At 58.7% G+C, this 16,280-nt stretch carries 14 protein-coding genes; 1 reads left to right on the top strand and 13 read right to left on the bottom strand.

Annotation, left to right across the window (positions count from 1 at the left end; all coding sequences use genetic code 11):
- Positions 1-66: 66 nt before the first annotated feature.
- The 4 genes from QRN31_RS20585 to argH all read right to left on the bottom strand — a co-directional run bounded on the left by QRN31_RS20585 (position 67) and on the right by argH (position 4,161).
- Positions 67-891 carry an ABC transporter substrate-binding protein gene (locus tag QRN31_RS20585; protein WP_285434141.1) on the bottom strand — a complete coding sequence of 275 codons (825 nt, stop codon included), beginning with the start codon at positions 889-891 and terminating at the stop codon, positions 67-69.
- 39 nt (positions 892-930) lie between these two features.
- Entirely contained in the window at positions 931-1,695 is a 765-nt protein-coding gene (locus QRN31_RS20590; RefSeq protein ID WP_208668100.1) for an amino acid ABC transporter ATP-binding protein, read from the bottom strand.
- 10 nt (positions 1,696-1,705) lie between these two features.
- Positions 1,706-2,584, bottom strand: coding sequence for an amino acid ABC transporter permease (locus tag QRN31_RS20595; RefSeq protein ID WP_285434142.1), 879 nt, complete (start codon positions 2,582-2,584; stop codon positions 1,706-1,708).
- A 149-nt stretch (positions 2,585-2,733) separates the two neighbouring features.
- Positions 2,734-4,161, bottom strand: coding sequence for an argininosuccinate lyase (gene argH / locus QRN31_RS20600; RefSeq protein WP_285434143.1), 1,428 nt, complete (start codon positions 4,159-4,161; stop codon positions 2,734-2,736).
- 296 nt (positions 4,162-4,457) lie between these two features.
- On the opposite strand from argH, the gene QRN31_RS20605 reads away from it, so the two are divergent.
- Complete coding sequence (locus QRN31_RS20605; protein ID WP_285434144.1) at positions 4,458-5,423, top strand: LysR family transcriptional regulator; 966 nt, start codon at positions 4,458-4,460, stop codon at positions 5,421-5,423.
- A gap of 52 nt (positions 5,424-5,475) precedes the next feature.
- Here QRN31_RS20605 and QRN31_RS20610 read toward each other — a convergent pair whose 3' ends face one another.
- The 9 genes from QRN31_RS20610 to arnB are packed head-to-tail and all read right to left on the bottom strand — an operon-like array spanning position 5,476 to position 15,883.
- Positions 5,476-7,074 carry an ArnT family glycosyltransferase gene (locus tag QRN31_RS20610; protein WP_285434145.1) on the bottom strand — a complete coding sequence of 533 codons (1,599 nt, stop codon included), beginning with the start codon at positions 7,072-7,074 and terminating at the stop codon, positions 5,476-5,478.
- Positions 7,071-8,450 (bottom strand): UDP-glucose dehydrogenase family protein, encoded by a 1,380-nt coding sequence (locus QRN31_RS20615; RefSeq protein WP_285434147.1) that lies wholly within the window; start codon positions 8,448-8,450, stop codon positions 7,071-7,073. Before QRN31_RS20615 ends, QRN31_RS20610 begins: the two co-directional genes overlap by 4 nt.
- Positions 8,447-8,848, bottom strand: a complete 402-nt coding sequence (gene arnF, locus QRN31_RS20620) for a 4-amino-4-deoxy-L-arabinose-phosphoundecaprenol flippase subunit ArnF (RefSeq protein ID WP_285434148.1) — start codon at positions 8,846-8,848, stop codon at positions 8,447-8,449. The genes QRN31_RS20615 and arnF overlap by 4 nt, the downstream gene beginning before the upstream one ends.
- On the bottom strand, positions 8,845-9,189 hold the full coding sequence (gene arnE / locus QRN31_RS20625; protein WP_285434150.1) for a 4-amino-4-deoxy-L-arabinose-phosphoundecaprenol flippase subunit ArnE: 345 nt from the start codon (positions 9,187-9,189) through the stop codon (positions 8,845-8,847). Before arnE ends, arnF begins: the two co-directional genes overlap by 4 nt.
- Complete coding sequence (arnT, locus tag QRN31_RS20630) at positions 9,186-10,835, bottom strand: lipid IV(A) 4-amino-4-deoxy-L-arabinosyltransferase (RefSeq protein WP_285434151.1); 1,650 nt, start codon at positions 10,833-10,835, stop codon at positions 9,186-9,188. The genes arnE and arnT overlap by 4 nt, the downstream gene beginning before the upstream one ends.
- Positions 10,832-11,716: a 4-deoxy-4-formamido-L-arabinose-phosphoundecaprenol deformylase gene (gene arnD, locus QRN31_RS20635; protein WP_285434152.1), complete on the bottom strand. Its 885-nt coding sequence runs from the start codon at positions 11,714-11,716 to the stop codon at positions 10,832-10,834. Before arnD ends, arnT begins: the two co-directional genes overlap by 4 nt.
- Positions 11,716-13,722 (bottom strand): bifunctional UDP-4-amino-4-deoxy-L-arabinose formyltransferase/UDP-glucuronic acid oxidase ArnA, encoded by a 2,007-nt coding sequence (gene arnA, locus QRN31_RS20640; protein ID WP_285434153.1) that lies wholly within the window; start codon positions 13,720-13,722, stop codon positions 11,716-11,718. The genes arnD and arnA overlap by 1 nt, the downstream gene beginning before the upstream one ends.
- Positions 13,719-14,738 carry an undecaprenyl-phosphate 4-deoxy-4-formamido-L-arabinose transferase gene (arnC, locus tag QRN31_RS20645; protein WP_285434154.1) on the bottom strand — a complete coding sequence of 340 codons (1,020 nt, stop codon included), beginning with the start codon at positions 14,736-14,738 and terminating at the stop codon, positions 13,719-13,721. The genes arnA and arnC overlap by 4 nt, the downstream gene beginning before the upstream one ends.
- Positions 14,735-15,883 (bottom strand): UDP-4-amino-4-deoxy-L-arabinose aminotransferase, encoded by a 1,149-nt coding sequence (gene arnB, locus QRN31_RS20650; RefSeq protein WP_285434156.1) that lies wholly within the window; start codon positions 15,881-15,883, stop codon positions 14,735-14,737. Before arnB ends, arnC begins: the two co-directional genes overlap by 4 nt.
- Between the last annotated feature and the right edge of the window lie 397 nt (positions 15,884-16,280).

Raw genomic sequence — 16,280 nt, forward strand, 5'->3', positions numbered from 1 at the left:
TGTTGAATGTGATGGACCCTTCGCGGGCAAGCCCGCTCCCACAGGTATTGCATTTATCTCGACAGCTTATTTACCGGCGTTAACGGTCACGGTTTTGATCGCGCCCAGTTCCAGGTCCCATTTCTTCAGGATGGTCTGGTACGTGCCGTCGTCGATCATGCTTTGCAGCGCGACCTTCACGGCTTCACTCAACTCAGGCTTTTTCTTGCTCACGCCAAGGCCGGTGAACTGCTGCGAGATCGGCAGGCCAACGGTTTTGTACATGTCCTTTTCCTGAGTCTTCAGGTAAGGAAGGGTTTCGCTGCCTTGCATCGCGGCATCGATACGGCTCTGACGCAGTTGCGCACGGGCATCGGCCGAACCTTCGGTGCCGATCACATTGATCGCAGGCTTGCCGGCGGCTTCGCAGTTGGCCTTGCTCCACTCGGCGATTTCTGCCGGGAAGGTGGTGCGGCGGCTGGTGCCGACTTTCTTGCCGCACAGGTCAGTGATCTCGTTGAAGTCCTTGTTCTTTTGCAGCGTGTAGAACTGTGGACCGCTGGTGAAGTAGTCGACGAAGGTCACGCTGGCCTGACGCTCCGCGGTGTCGGTCATGCCCGACAGCACCATGTCCACGCGGTCGGTGGTCAGCGCATTGATCATTTGCTCGAAGCCGGTTTCCTGCCATTTGATCTTCACGCCCAGACGCTCGGCCAGGGCGTTGCCCAGGTCGTAATCGAGGCCGGTGAGGGTGTTGGTGGCCGGGTCCTTGAAATCCATTGGCGGGTAGTTCGGCATGATCGCGACGACGATCTCGCCCTTGGCCTTGATGCTGGCCGGCAATTCGGCGGCCATGGTGAAGCTGGAAGCCATCAGGCCTGCGAGTACTGCGGGGATAACGAAGTTCTTCATGGTCGTTCTCTTATGAGTGTTGTGAGCGCCAATGGGCGCTTAGGTTCGAACGGCAGAAATGAAGCTTTGGGTGCGTGGGTTTTGCGGACTTATTAGTATTTCTTCGGGGCTTCCAGCCTCCACGATCTGCCCGCCGTCCATGAACACCATGCGGTTGGAAACCTCACGGGCGAAGCCCAGTTCATGGGTGACGACGATCATGGTCATGCCGGTTTGCGCCAGATCGCGCATCACCGACAGCACCTCACCGACCAGTTCCGGGTCGAGTGCCGAAGTGGGTTCATCGAACAGCATCAGCTTGGGTCGCATGGCCAATGCGCGAGCAATGGCGACGCGTTGTTGCTGACCACCCGAGAGTTCGATCGGGTAGCTGTTGCGCTTGTCGGCCAGGCCGACGCGGGCGAGCAGTTCCACGGCTTCTTCGGTCGCCTCTTTGGGTGAACGCTTGAGCACCTGGCACGGCCCTTCGATGATGTTTTGCAGCACCGTCATGTGCGGGAACAGGTTGAAACGCTGGAACACCATGCCGGTGGCCAGCCGCTGACGGGCAATTTGCGATTCATTGAGTTCGTGCAGTTTGTTGCCGGCGATGCGGTAACCAACCAGTTCGCCGTCGACCCAAAGGCCGCCCTTGTCGATCTTTTCCAGCTGGTTGACGCAACGCAGCAAGGTGCTTTTGCCGGACCCGGACGGGCCGATGATGCACAGCACTTCGCCTTGCTCGACTTCGATGTTGATGTCTTTGAGCGCGTGGAACTGGTCGTAATATTTGTTCAGGCTCACGGCCTTGACGATGCTTCTCATGTTGGGCTCCTCAAGAACGCTTGCCGGCGCCGCGAGCGAAACGACGCTCCAGACGACTTTGACCGAAGGACAGCACGGTGACGGTGGCCAGGTACCAGATACCGGCGACGATCAGCAGCTCCATGACCCGGGCATTGGCGTAGTAGATGTTTTGCGCGTTGTAGAGCAGTTCCGAGTACTGGATGACGCTCGCCAGGGAGGTCATTTTCACCATGCCGATGAACTCGTTGCCGACCGGCGGAATGATGATCCGCATGGCTTGCGGCAGGATGATCCGGCGCAGCGCTTGCAAGCGCGGCATGCCGATCGACTTGGCCGCTTCGTACTGGCCGGTGTCGACCGAGAGCAGGCCGGCGCGCACCACTTCGGCGGTGTAGGCGCCCTGGTTGATGCTCAAGCCGAGGAGGGCGGCCACGAATGGCGTCATCAGGCTCACGGTGTCCATCTCGAACACGCCGGGAATGCCGATGGTGGGAAAGATCAGCGCCAGGTTGAACCACAACAGCAGTTGCAGGATCAGCGGTGTGCCGCGGAACAGCCAGGTGTAGGTCACTGCCACGTAGCGCAGGATCGGGTTGGCCGACATGCGCATGATCGCGGTGATGACCCCGAAGACAATGCCCAGCGCCATCGCCAGCACCGCCATGACGATGGTGTTGAGCAAGCCCCACATGATGGCCTGGGAGGTGAGGAACTGGCCGATGTATGACCATTCGATCTTGCCTTCGGCGAAGGCGCGCACCAGGCCGATGATCGCAATGACGATCAACGTGGCGAAAAAGATCCGCCCGTAGTAACGCCGTGGCACGTGATCGTACTGGGTGATATCGAACTGGTTTTCCGCCAGTTTGCGCTCCGACTGGAGTCGTTCTGCCTGAGTCTGGCTCATGTTGTTTCTCCGTAAGCGGGTGTTTCAGGTCCGACTCAATCCCTGTGGGAGCGAGCTTGCTCGCGATGGCGGCGGGTCAGTCGACATCTCTGTTGAATGTAATACCGCTATCGCGAGCAAGCTCGCTCCCACAGGTTTTGCGTACTGCTTTAGAGGCGGAACCCCTGATAGTTTTCGGTCCACGCTTGCTGGGCGGCGAGCGCGGTTTTCAGGCGGCCGATCTGTTCGCGAACCTGTTGCGGCGCTGTGCCGCCCCAACCACTGCGGGCAGCAATGGCAGCTTCCAGGGTCAGGCTGTCGCGCACCTCGGCGGTGAGGCGTGGATCGATCTCGGCCAGCAGCGCCGGGGACGCTTCCCACAATTCGAGGTCGTGTTTCTCACAGGCCTGGACCAGCGCGCCGGTGATTTCGTGAGCTTCCTTGAACGGCACGCCGCGCATGGCCAGCCAGTCGGCGACTTCGGTGGCGAGGGTGAAGCCCAATGGCGCCTGACGCCGCAGTTCTTCAACGTTGACCTTCATGGTCGCGACCATCCCGGCCATCGCCGGCAGCACCAGCAGCAGGGTGTCGACGCTGTCGAGCACGCCGTTCTTGTCTTCGCTCAAGTCGCGGTTGTACGACAGCGGCAGGGACTTGAGGGTCGACAGCAAACCGGTCAGATTGCCTATCAGTCGGCCGGCCTTGCCACGGGCCAGTTCGGCGATGTCCGGGTTCTTCTTCTGCGGCATGATCGAACTGCCGGTGGCGTAGGCATCGTCCAGCGCGACCCAACGGAACTGGCGCGACGACCACAGGCAAAACTCTTCGGCGAGGCGGGAGATGTTGATCCCGAGCATGCTGGCGATAAACAGGAATTCGGCGACGTGATCGCGGCTGGCCACGGCGTCGATGGAGTTTTCGCAGACGCCGCTGTAACCCATTTCCTTGGCCGACTGCTGCGGCAAGCGCGCGATGGCGGAGCCGGCCATCGCTGCGGCACCCAATGGCGACAAGGAAGTGCGCACGTCCCAGTCGACCAGGCGTTGCACGTCACGCAGCATCGATTGGGCGTGAGCCAGCAAGTGGTGAGCGAAGACGATGGGCTGTGCTTGTTGCAGGTGAGTGAAACCGGGGCAGATGCTTTCGATGTGTTGCTCGGCCTGCTCCACCAGGGCTTGCTGCAAGTCCAGCACTTCAACGGCCAGGGTGCGCACATGATCGCGCAGGAACAGGCGCAGGTCGTTGGCCGTCTGATCGTTGCGCGAGCGGCCGGCGCGCAGTTTGCCGCCCAGTGGGCCGAGGCGTTCAGTCAGCAGGCGTTCGATAAAGGTGTGGACGTCTTCGTCGTCCAGGGTCGGCGCGATGCTGCCGGCGCGAAAGTCATCGCCGATGCGTTGCAGGGCGTCGAGCATGGTCAGGGTTTCCTGCTCGCTCAACAGTCCGGCGCGTTGCAGTTCACGGGCATGCGCCTTGGAGCCGGCCAGGTCGTAAGGGGTGAGGCGAAAGTAGCGCTCGGGGCAACGGGACAGGGCCGCCAGGGCTTCGGACGGACCGCTTTTGAAGCGAGCACCCCAGAGACGGTCGGTGGTTTGAGACATTGTTGTTTTCCTCGTCGGTAAGCGAACTGAAATCGGTGTGCCAGGGCCTGAAATCGCGCCACGAATCAATCGGGCGTGATGGGGCCAAAGCAGGTTTCAAAAGGGGCAGTTGCGAAAGGGCGAGAACTGATCGAAGTGTCAGCTTTTAATGGTTCGAAATCAGTGAGTTGGCACTGAAGTTCGGAAATTATTAGCGGTTGCCAAGCCTGGTTTTCTGTGTTCATTATTATTGGCCAGCTATGTTTTTGTTGTTGGACACAGGTTGTTGAATAGCGCGCCAGAGGTAAATAAGCATTATGGAAACCCCACTTTCCAATTCCGGAAACCCGCCACCGAAAACGGTACATCGGGCACCGTTGGCCCTCAGTGGGCTGGATTTCAAATTGCTCAAAGTATTCAAGGCGGTGGTCGAAGCGGGGGGCTTTAGTGCGGCTCAGAACGAGCTGAATGTGGGGCTGGCAGCCATCAGCAAACAGATCTCCGACCTTGAAATTCGCATTGGCATGCGCTTGTGCACCCGAGGGCGGGAAGGGTTTCACCTGACCGAAGAAGGGCGTCTTGTGTACCAGGCGTCCATCGATCTATTTGCCTCGGTCGATAACTTTCGCGATCGGCTTAGTTCGGCACAAAATGAACTTATTGGTGACTTGGGTGTGGGGGTTATCGACAATACAATTTCCGACCCTAATTCACCGTTAGTTGCAGCGCTAAGGCACATTAATGAAACGTCGCCGAAAGTAAGGTTTCAACTTCAGGCTTCACAACTGGATGAAGTGGAACGAGGCGTTGTAGAAGGTCGGTTAGTGGCCGGTATTGTCCCGGTTTATCAGAAGCGCGAAGAGTTTGATTACTATGCGCTGTATGAAGAACGTTCGGAAGTTTACTGCGCGGTCGGTCACCCGTTGTTTTCGGTGCCGGACGCTGAAATCGGCAGCCAGGTGCTCAAGGATCACGAGTGTGTGAACCACCGCTACGCGATTCATCGCGACAAGCTGAATTTTGCTCACTACGACAGTTTTTCGGCGTCAGCCACTCAGGTGGAAGCCGTGGCGCTGTTGATCAAGACCGGGCGATTCGTCGGTTTTCTGCCTCAGCATTACGCCGCCTCGATGGTGGCTCAAGGGCTGCTTCGGGCGGTGCGTCCGGACCTGATAAGCCTCGTCACGCCGTTCAATTTGATCCTGCGCCACAACACCGTGCGCAGTCCGCTGGTTAAAGCGTTTGCGCAGGCGTTGGGGGTTGATCTGAAGGCGCCGGTTTGATGATAAGCCCCGATGAGCAGACAACGATTCCCGGGGCTTATTTTTGGCGGGTTTATGGTTTGAGCAAGTGCAGCAATATGAAGTCGTTTTTATCGAAACGCCCACTTAATGCCGGTTCCAAGTTGCCCAAGGCAGTGCCTTTCAAGGCGTTGTAATAGTGGCGGTCCATCATTAGCCACGCGGGCCCCTGAATACTCTCCAGTTCCTGTGCCGATTCGGTAAACACCGGTTGCAGGTCCTGTTCGATATTGACCATGAACTTGATCGCCTTGGCATCCTTGCCCATCCCGTGCATCACCAGCGGCGCTGGTTCTTTCTGTACGAGCGCGAAGGCGGCACGGCTAAAGGATTGGGTGTCATAAAGGCTGCGTTCGACCGGTTCGTATACCACGATGTAAACCGTCCACAATGCCAGCACCGCACACAACGCCAACACCTGTGCCTGCCATCGCGGTCTGAAAAATGTCGCCACGGCAATCGCTTGCAGCGCAACGAGAAAGATCAATATGCCGGTAATCGAAGGCAGTTCTTCGGGATAACGTCGATGGAGAACCAGCAATAGAACGCCCAACAGCACCGGCATCAGCAACCACACGGCTTGCATCAACCCGCGCAACCACGCAAACAACCGACCCTGTGCTACCTGAAAGGGATACGCCGCAATGATCGCCGCCATAGGCACCATCGGTAGCAGGTAGCGGGCTTTCTTCGCCTGGGGGATCGACAGCCCGACCATTACGATCAGCGCCGCTGCCGTGCAGTATTGCAACAAGCGCAGCTCGGGGCCCGCCTGACGTGGATTCGTCAGACAGACCGCAGCCAATGCCAGCAGAGCCAGCGGATAGGCAAGCGCGTAGTTGCCGAGCGAACTGGTGAAGTAATACAGCGAACCGCTGACGCCTTCGCTACCGTCCATGCGCCCCAGGAACTGCATGCGCACCACGTCATGCATGAAGTCCGGGCCGCCGATGGCTTCCGCCAACCACAACACGGCACCGACGCACACCGTCAGCAGAAGCGCCGCTAACAGGCCGAATCCGAACAGGCGCTGCCATTGCCGATTGAGCAGGAAATAGCTGCACAACATGCCGGTTGGCACCACCAGGCCGATCGGCCCACGAACGCCGAACCCCAAGAGCAGCAGGGTAAAGATCAGCAGCCAGCGACGTCGCGCGCCGAAATGATCGGCAGCGTAACCCAGATAAAACACAGCAAAAGCCACGGCGGCGAGGATCAGATCCTGGGATACCGCACGGGTTTCGGTGATGAAGGTACTCGTCAACAGCAGCATCGCGATGCTTAGCAGCGCCCAACGAGGGGAGTAGGGCGCCAGCAAACGGTACATCAGCGCGACGATCACCGCCGCCGCCAACGCGCTCGGCAACCAGGCTGTCAGGCTGTTGATGTGCCCAAAGGGCAACGACAGCAGCCAGATGAAGAGCGTTGAAACCGCCGAATAGTCAGCGTAGGGCTGGCCATAGGACGTCGGAAAAACCGTTGGCCCATGACGCAGCATCTCTTGGGCAAACAAAATGAACCGCGAATCAAAACCGATGACTGTCTGCTGATACACCCCTGCAATGAACAACAGCAGCGCCAGCAGCCCTAGAACCAGCGACTGCCGACGAACAGGAGGCGATAGGGCGGTCAAGCGACGCCTTGTTTAGCAGGCCACTGCTGCAGAGGAATCGGCAGTTTGCGCGACTCTCCACGGCCCATCGGGAAGTACATGAAACCACTGCGTGCCAGGCGTTCGGCATCGTAGAGATTGCGCCCGTCAAAGATTACCGGTGCATTCAACCGCTCCTGGATCAGATCGAAATCCGGAGCCTTGAACTGTTGCCACTCGGTACAGATGACCAGCGCGTCAGCACCGGACAGCACCGATTCCGGAGTACCCATCAGCATCAGCTTCGATTCGTTCGGGTACAGCTGCTGGGTCTCCTGCATGGCTTCCGGGTCGAACGCGCGCACGCTGGCGCCGGCGGCCCACAGCGATTCCAGGAGAACCCGGCTCGGCGCATCACGCATGTCGTCGGTGTTCGGTTTGAACGCCAGGCCCCATACGGCGAAGGTTTTGCCAGCCAGATCGCCCTTGTAAAAAGCGTTGATGCGATCGAACAGCTTGTTCTTTTGCCGTTCGTTGATGGCCTCCACCGCTTGCAGCAGATCGCTGGAGCAGTGCGCTTCTTTGGCGCTATGGATCAACGCGCGCATGTCTTTGGGGAAACACGAGCCGCCATAACCGCAGCCGGGGTAGATGAAGTGGTAACCGATGCGCGAGTCGGCGCCGATGCCCAGACGCACCGATTCGATGTCCGCACCGAGGTGCTCGGCCAGTTCGGCGATCTGGTTGATGAAGCTGATCTTGGTCGCCAGCATGCAGTTGGCGGCGTACTTGGTCAGCTCGGCGCTGCGCAGGTCCATGAACATGATGCGGTCGTGGTTGCGGTTGAACGGCGAGTAGAGGTCGCGCATTACGTCGCGCACTTCATCACGTTCACAGCCAACGATGATCCGGTCTGGCCGGCGGCAATCGGCAACCGCCGAGCCTTCTTTCAGAAACTCGGGGTTGGAGACGATATCGAACTGCAGCTTTCGGTCGATTTTGACCAGGCACTTGTCCATGTGTGCCCGCAACGCGTCGCCAGTGCCCACTGGTACAGTGGATTTTTCCACCAGAATCACCGGTTGCTCACGATGGCGCGCAACCGCTTCGCCTACCGAGAACACGTAGCTCAAGTCCGCCGATCCGTCCTCTTGGGACGGCGTGCCAACCGCGATAAACAGCACCTGACCATGCTGCACGGCGAGTTTTTCGTCGGTGGTGAAATGCAAGCGTTTGGCTTCCAGGCTTTCGCGAACGAGGGCAGCAAGCCCCGGTTCGAAAATGCTCACATGGCCTTGTTTCAGCAGTTCGACTTTCTTTGCGTCGATGTCCATGCAGACCACGTCGTGGCCAACCTCAGCCAGAACGGCTGCCTGCACCAGACCCACATAACCGCTTCCAAATACACTGATTTTCATGATGCACTCCTGAGTTCGGGCGCGCTAACTGGACGTGTGTTGATGGTGATGACCCCGAGCATGACCAAGGCCACCCCCAGAGTCTTAGAAAGACTGAATGTTTCGTTGAAAAACGGCAGGCTGGCGGCCAGCAGGTACACCAGCGCATAGCTGATGCTCAGCAGCGAATAGGCCCGGCCCAGCGGCAGATCACGCAGGGCGGCGAGCCAGCAGAGCATCGACATTGCATAGGCCACAATCGCGGTAAACACCACGGCGATGGCCAGTTTATCAAGGGGGGCGCTGAGCCAGGCATCGGGTGACGGCAGGTGCGTCATGCTCCAGCGCATGCCCAGCTGGGCCGCGCTCACGAGCAGCACGCTGCCCATGGCGAAGGTAATTCCACGGCGCCGGCTCATGCGTGTTGCCCCAGCAGAACGACACCACCAATGACCAGGGCTACACCCAGCCAGTGGCGACGGTCGATGGTTTCGTGAAAGACAAAACGTGCAACCAGAGTAATCAGCACGAAATTGATGCTCAGCATTGGATAGGCAATGCCGACTTCAAGGCGCTGCAGCACCAGCAACCAGACGAGCAGGCCAAATCCCAACGAGGCGAGTGCCAGCCAAAGCCAGGGCGAGCACAATTTCTCGCCCCAGCCAGACGGCTTGGAGCGCCAGCTCTCGACGGCGTACTTCTGGGCGATCTGGCCCAGACAGGTCAGCAGGCACGCGACCAGGAGCAGTAGCAGGCTCATGACGCACCTTGAGGGAAGATCAGAATGACCAGGTTGCCTTGTTCATAACGTTTGCCGTCTTTGGGCAAGAGCTCGATTTCTTGCAGTTCATCGTCACCCTTGACCCGCATCACCACGCCGACAGAACCGTTGCGACGCGCTTCGCGCATCCATTCTTGTACGCTGTCGGTGTCCACTCGTTGCTTCGAGCTATCAGGATAGGCAAGTCCGTATTTCAGCTCGCCTACCGTGTTGTACAACGCAACGTCGGGGCGTTTCAGGCGCCAGGCCAGGGCCGAAGCAGTGCCAAGATCGTTGCTCAACAATTTACCGGTCTGCGCCAGTTCGTCGACGTGATGCAGGATGAACTGGTCAGGCGTCTTGTTGGACACCACCGAATTGGGCAGCCCGGCGGGCAACAGTCCGATCAGCAGCAGGCTGCCGAATGCTGGTGCAGCCCAGCATTGCAGGGGGCGGAAGGCTTGCAGCAAGTTCGCCATGATCCAGCCGATCAGGCCGATGAATACCAATACCAGATTGTGCAATTCATGGTCGTACAGCGGCTTTTTCAGTTGCAGGTAGACCAGCGCGAGCAGGAGGGTCACGCCCAGGATCAGGTTGAGCAAACCGTTGAGTCCAATCGCCCGACCCTGTTCCAGCTTGAGCCGGTCAGCCAGCGCATTACCCAGCAGCAACGCCAATGGCAGCAGGCACGGCAGGATATAACTCGGCAGTTTTCCTTTGCTCAGGCTGAAAAACAGCAGCGGCATCAGCAGCCACAGCAACAGGAAGCCGATGTGAGCCTGCTTGCGGCTTTGCCACGCCTGCTTCAGCGCGGGAGGCAGTAACGCCACCCATGGCAAACTGAAACCGACCAGCAACGGCAGATAAAACCACCACGGCGCGTCATGCTGGGCATCGTCACCGGCAAAGCGGCGAATGTGTTCATGCCAGAAGAAGAATCGCCAGTAATCAGGTTCTTGCGCGTGCACCGCCAGGACCCACGGCAAGCTGACCGCAATGGCCACGGCAATCCCCAGCGGACCGTAGATCAGCAGCTCACGCCAACGTTTTTGCCAGATCATCCAGGGCAGGGCGACGAGCACCGGCAGCAACCAGGCGAGAAACCCCTTGGTCATGAAACCCATACCGCAGGCGAGTCCCAGCACCACCCAGCCGATCAAACGGCGTGTGCGGTCAGCGCTGTCCAGCGCAAACCACAACGCGACCAGACTCAGGTTGACCCAAAAGGTGAATTGAGGATCGAGATTGGCGTAACCGGCCTGAGCGGCGATCACCGTCAGACTCATGTACAGCAGCGCACAGGCAAAGCTCTTGCGCGGATCGTTCCACAGTCGACGGGCGACCAGGAAGCACAGCAATACGCTAAGGCCCATGCTCAGGGCCGAGGCGAAGCGCACACCAAACAGGTTCTGACCAAACAGCGCCTGGCTGGCGGCAATCATCCAGTAACCCGCTACCGGTTTTTCGAAATAGCGCAGGCTCATGAAATGCGGCGACACCCAGTTGCCACTCAGGAGCATGTCCTGGCTGATCTGGGCGTAGCGGGTTTCATCGGGAATCCATAAACCGTGGCTGCCTAATGGCAACAAGTAGGCCAGCAGGAAAATCACCAGCAACAGCGGTAATGCCAAGCGGTTACTCATGCGTGTTGCACTCCGAGCCAGCCTTCTCGGCCATCGAGATTGCCGCGCACGACACGGCCCGTTGGCAAGGTGGCAAGGGTCTCGGGCAACAGATTGCCCAAGGGTGTAAAACGAATGTCACGCTGGCGTGCATCGGCCAGCAATTGACGGAAATCGTTAGCCATCAGAATCCCTTCTACTTCGGCATGAATAGTGTAGACGTTGAGGTTCTCTGGTTTGAATCGATCGAGAATGAACGCGTTGAAATCCTTGGCGGCCACCACTGGGCCCACCACTTCATCGAAAGTCGGCAGGTCGACCGGGATTTGCGGGGCAGCCAAACCACCCTCGGCCAGGATCGGCCGAAACAGGTTTTGGCCACGACAGTCGCTGTTATAGCGAAAGCCGAACGCCTCTTTGGCCTCGATCACCCGTTCATCCGCACGCCAACCGGCAGCCGCCGAACACTCGACTTTTTGCCCGAGGATATCGCTGAGGGTATCCACGCCCATGCGGATCTGTTCGATCAGCTGCGCGTCGCTCCAGCGTCCGGCATTGGCCTGCCAGCCATGGTGATCCCAGGCGTGCAGGCCAACCTCGTGCCCGGCAGCCTGGGCCTGGCGCATCAAGTGACCGAGATCGCGGCCAATCGGTTTGCCAGGCCAGGCCGTACCGGCCAGCAAGATGTCCCAGCCATACAGGCCCGCGGCGTTGGAACGCAACATTTTCCAGAGAAATTGCGGGCGGATGAGGCGCCATAAATGGCGCCCCATGTTGTCCGGTCCGACACTGAAGAAAAACGTTGCCTTGACCTGCGCTTCATCGAGGATTTCAAGCAGACGAGGCACCCCCTCACGGGTGCCTCGGTAAGTGTCTACATCGATTCGAAGGCCTGCCTGCATCAGCGTGATTCTTCTTTGGAGGACTCCGAGATTTCAAGCATGGCCTCACGCAGGAAGAAGTCCAGTGTATTGCCGATGGTTTCGCTCATCTCTACGGTCGGCGTCCAGCCCAGCAGGCGCTTGGCGTTGGCGACGCTCGGTTTGCGGTGGGACACGTCCTGATAGCCGGTGCCGTAGAACGCTTTGCTTTCTACATCGCGGAAGCCGGCGAACGGCGGGAAGTTGTCGCGCAATGGGTGAGCTTCGAACTGACGCAGCAGCTCTTCGCCCAACTGACGAATGCTGGCTTCGTTGTCCGGGTTACCGATGTTGATGATCTGGCCGTTGCAGGCATCGTTATCGTTGTCGATGATCCGTGCCAGTGCTTCAACGCCGTCGGCGATGTCAGTAAAGCAGCGTTTTTGTTCACCGCCGTCGAACAAGCGGATCGGCGTGCCTTCCACCAGGTTCAGGATCAATTGAGTGATCGCACGCGAGCTGCCGATACGCGCCGAGTCCAGACGGTCCAGGCGTGGCCCCATCCAGTTGAACGGACGGAACAGGGTGAAGTTCAGGCCTTTCTGGCCATAGGCCCAGATGACCCGGTCAAGCAGTTGCTTGGAGACCGAGTAGATCCAGCGCTGCTTGTTGATCGGACCGACGATGAGGTTGGAGGTGTCTTCGTCGAAGTTCTGATCCTGGCACATGCCATAGACTTCGGAAGTCGACGGGAAGATCACGCGCTTGTTGTACTTGACGCAGTAACGAACCAGCTTCAGGTTCTCTTCGAAGTCGAGCTCGAACACGCGCAGCGGGTTACGGGTGTATTCGATCGGGGTGGCAATGGCCACCAGCGGCAGAACCACGTCGCACTTCTTGATGTGGTATTCGATCCACTCGGAGTGAATGCTGATGTCGCCTTCGACGAAGTGGAAGCGCGGGTGTTTACGCAGACGCTCGATGGCGTCCGAACCGATGTCCAGGCCGTACACTTCGTAGCGGTCGTCACGCAGCAGACGCTCGGACAAGTGATTGCCTATGAAGCCGTTCACACCGAGGATCAGTACTCGGGTGCGACGCGGGCCGCGGCCGGACTCGGCGCCGCGCAGCATGGAGCCGTCGACCAGGCCCAGTTCGTTGGACAGTTGCGGGCCACTCAGGTACAAGCCGGTTTCGTTGCGCTGGCCGGAGGTGATTACCAGCGAATCTTCGCCACACGCGATGCGCAGTGGATCGACGCTGATGACTCGTCCTGGTTTCTGACCTTCATTGCCCTTGGCGACTTCTGCGCTCCAGACAATCAGTTTGTGTTCGCCCACGTCGCAGAACGCGCCCGGGTAAGGTTGGGTGACAGCACGGACCAGGTTGAACAGTTCTTCAGCCGGGCGTTTCCATTCGATCTTGCCGTCGGCAGCGGTGCGGCGGCCGAACACGGTGGCTTTGGATTCGTCCTGCGGCGTTTCGACAGCTTTGCCGGCAAGCAGCTGAGGCAGGGTGTCGTGCAGCAGGTCGGAGGCGGCCTGGCGCAATTTTCCGTGCAGGGTCAGTGCGGTGTCGCTGCGCTCGATCGCAACTTTTTTCTGGACCAGGATTGCGCCAGCGTCGGCGCGCTTGACCATGCGGTGCAAGGTCACGCCGGTTTCGGTTTCACCATTGACCAGCACCCAGTTGGCCGGTGCGCGACCGCGATAGCGCGGCAGCAACGAACCGTGCAGGTTGAATGCGCCTTTGCTGGCCGTGGCCAACAGCGGTTCGCCCAACAGGTTGCGGTAGTAGAAAGAAAACAGATATTCAGGATTGAGTTTGCTGATGCGCTCGATCCACAGTGGATGGTTGGCGTCTTCCGGTGCATGCACCGGGATGCCTTTGCGCGCGCACAGTTGCGCTACAGAGCCGTAAAAGGCGTTTTCCTTCGGATCATCGGCATGGGTAAACACCGCGGCGATGTCGAAACCCGAGTCGAGCAAGGATTCGATGCCGGCACAGCCAATATCGTGATAGGCGAAGACAACAGCTTTTGCGCTCATGAGAGAACCTGATCTGAAGAAGTGGAAGTGAGGCCGTCAACAGTGACAACGGAAACTGGCGTGGCGGGTTGGCTACGCAGAACTTTTTCGATGAAGAAACGTGGACGTGCGCGTACATCGCTGTACATGCGGCCCAGGTATTCACCCAACAGCCCCATGCCGATAAATTGCCCGCCGGTGAATACGAACAACACCGCGAACAGCACGAACGTGCCGTGGCCTGCCCAGCTGGCGCCGAAGGCCAGGCGCAGGACAATCAGCGCAGTGGCAAACAGCACGCCGAGTGCCGCCATGGCGAAGCCGACAATGCTCAGCAGCCGCAACGGCGTGGTGGTCATGCACGTGATCAGGTCGAACATCAGGTTGATCAGACGCATCGGGCTGTACTTGGACTCGCCGTGCTCGCGCTCGGCGTGCATCACCAGGATTTCCGTGGTGTGCCGGGCGAAACTGTTGGCCAGAATCGGGATGAACGTGCTGCGCTCACGGCAGGCGAGCATGGCGTCGACGATGGTCCGACGATAGGCCCTCAGCATGCAGCCGTAGTCGCTCATTGCAACGCCGGTGGAGCGCTGCACGGCGAGGTTGATCAGCTTCGAAGGCCAGCGGCGCATGGCCGAATCCTGGCGATTGCTGCGGACCGTGGCGACGACGTCGTAACCGAGTTCGGCCTGGGCGACCAGGCGCGGAATTTCTTCCGGAGGGTTCTGCAGGTCGGCGTCGAGCGTGATGACTACGTCGCCTTTGCACTGTTCGAAACCGGCCATGATTGCGGCGTGCTGGCCGTAGTTGCGGTTGAGAATGACCGCGACCACCTTGCTGGACTCACGCTGGGCAGCTTCTTCAAGGATTTGTGCGGAGTCGTCGCGGCTACCGTCATCGACCAGGACGATTTCATAGTCATGGTTCAGTTGCTCGCATGCCGCTTCGGTGCGTCGCAGCAACTCCGGCAGGCTGTCTTGCTCGTTGTAGACCGGGATGACGATCGACACGCAATGGATCGGATACGGTTTCACAGGCGTGTGTCCAGTGTGTTTTCAATGGCATCGACGACACGGTTGACATCGTCGGTGGTCATGTCGGGGAATAACGGAATCGAGCACAGACGCGCCGAGTTCCATTCGGTGTTGGGGAGATAGATGTCAGGAAAGCGCTGACGGTAGTAGGTGTGCAAGTGCGTTGCGATGAAATGAATGCCGGTGCCGATGTTCTGCTCCTGCAAGGCCTTCATGAAGGCTTCGCGATCCAGACCGCAGCGCTCGGCGTCAATGCGCAGGATGAACAGGTGCCAGGCGTGTTGCTGCGGGTAGGTCGGCATGACCAACGGCAGTGCCTTGGAGCCTTCCAGACGTTTCAGGTAGGTCTGGGCCAGTTCTGTACGCTTGGCATTGATCTCGTCAAGGCGCTTGAGTTGTACCAGGGCAATGGCGGCGTTGATATCGGCCAGGTTGTATTTGAAACCCGGCTCAATCACTTGGGCTTGAGGTTTTCTGCCGTGGGTCAGGCGGTCGTAGGCATCAACGCCGAGGCCGTGAAACTTGAGCATGCGCACTCGATTGGCGAGGGCTTCATCGTCACTGACGAACATCGCGCCTTCGGCGCAGGTCATGTTCTTGATCGCGTGGAACGAGAAAATTGCGGTGCCTTGGGCGCCGACATGGCGACCTTTGTAGAGGGTGCCGGCTGCATGGGCGGCGTCTTCGATAACCGTAATGCCGTGCTTGTCGGCCAGCGCGTAAAGCGGGTCCAGATCAAATGCGGCACCCGCGTAATGCACCGGAATGATTGCCTTGGTGCGCGGGGTGATGGCCGCTTCGATGCTGGCCACGTCGCTCATCAGCGTGTCGCGGTCAACGTCGACGAATACGGGTGTGGCGCCCAGCAGGCAAATCATGTTGGCAGTGGACACCCAGGTCTGGGACGGTGTGATGACTTCATCCCCTGGACCGATTCCCAGCGCCAGCAACGTGATATGCATCGCGCCAGTGGCCGAGGAAAGTGCCACGGCGTGACGGCTGCCCACGTAATGAGCAAATTGCTCTTCCAGTTCCTGGTTTTTCGGCCCGGTCGTGATCCAGCCAGAGCGCAATACTTGCTCTACGGCGGCAATTTCTTCATCGCCGATACTCGGGCGGGAGAAGGGGAGAAAAGCCTGACTCATTGGCACCTCGGGGTTGAAAAAATTACGGACGTTCAGCGCTGATTCGTTGGATCCAACGAAAGCTTAGACTAAAAATCAGCGCTGCATCAATTACTTGTATCAGCATCGCGATGCGCGACCTCAATTGACTTTTGTCGTTTGTGTCGGCAGTTTGGGCGAGGAGCAGACTTTTTCCAGATCAATCAAGGTTATGCCAGATTTTGTGAAAGGAACATGAAAAGCCGGTCGAGTAATCGTTTATCTGGAAGTCATACAGGCACTGTTCAGCCTTACGCCGCTCATCCTGCTTCTTCGAAGAACATTCCCGCACAAGTGTCTCGCGTTAGATAAATATTGTTGCAACCCTTAGTTGTTTTGTTCAAGTGATTTCCAATCAAGGCCGTTACGTTTGACTGAC

This window comes from Pseudomonas sp. fls2-241-R2A-110, assembly GCF_030209165.1.
Lineage (GTDB): Bacteria > Pseudomonadota > Gammaproteobacteria > Pseudomonadales > Pseudomonadaceae > Aquipseudomonas.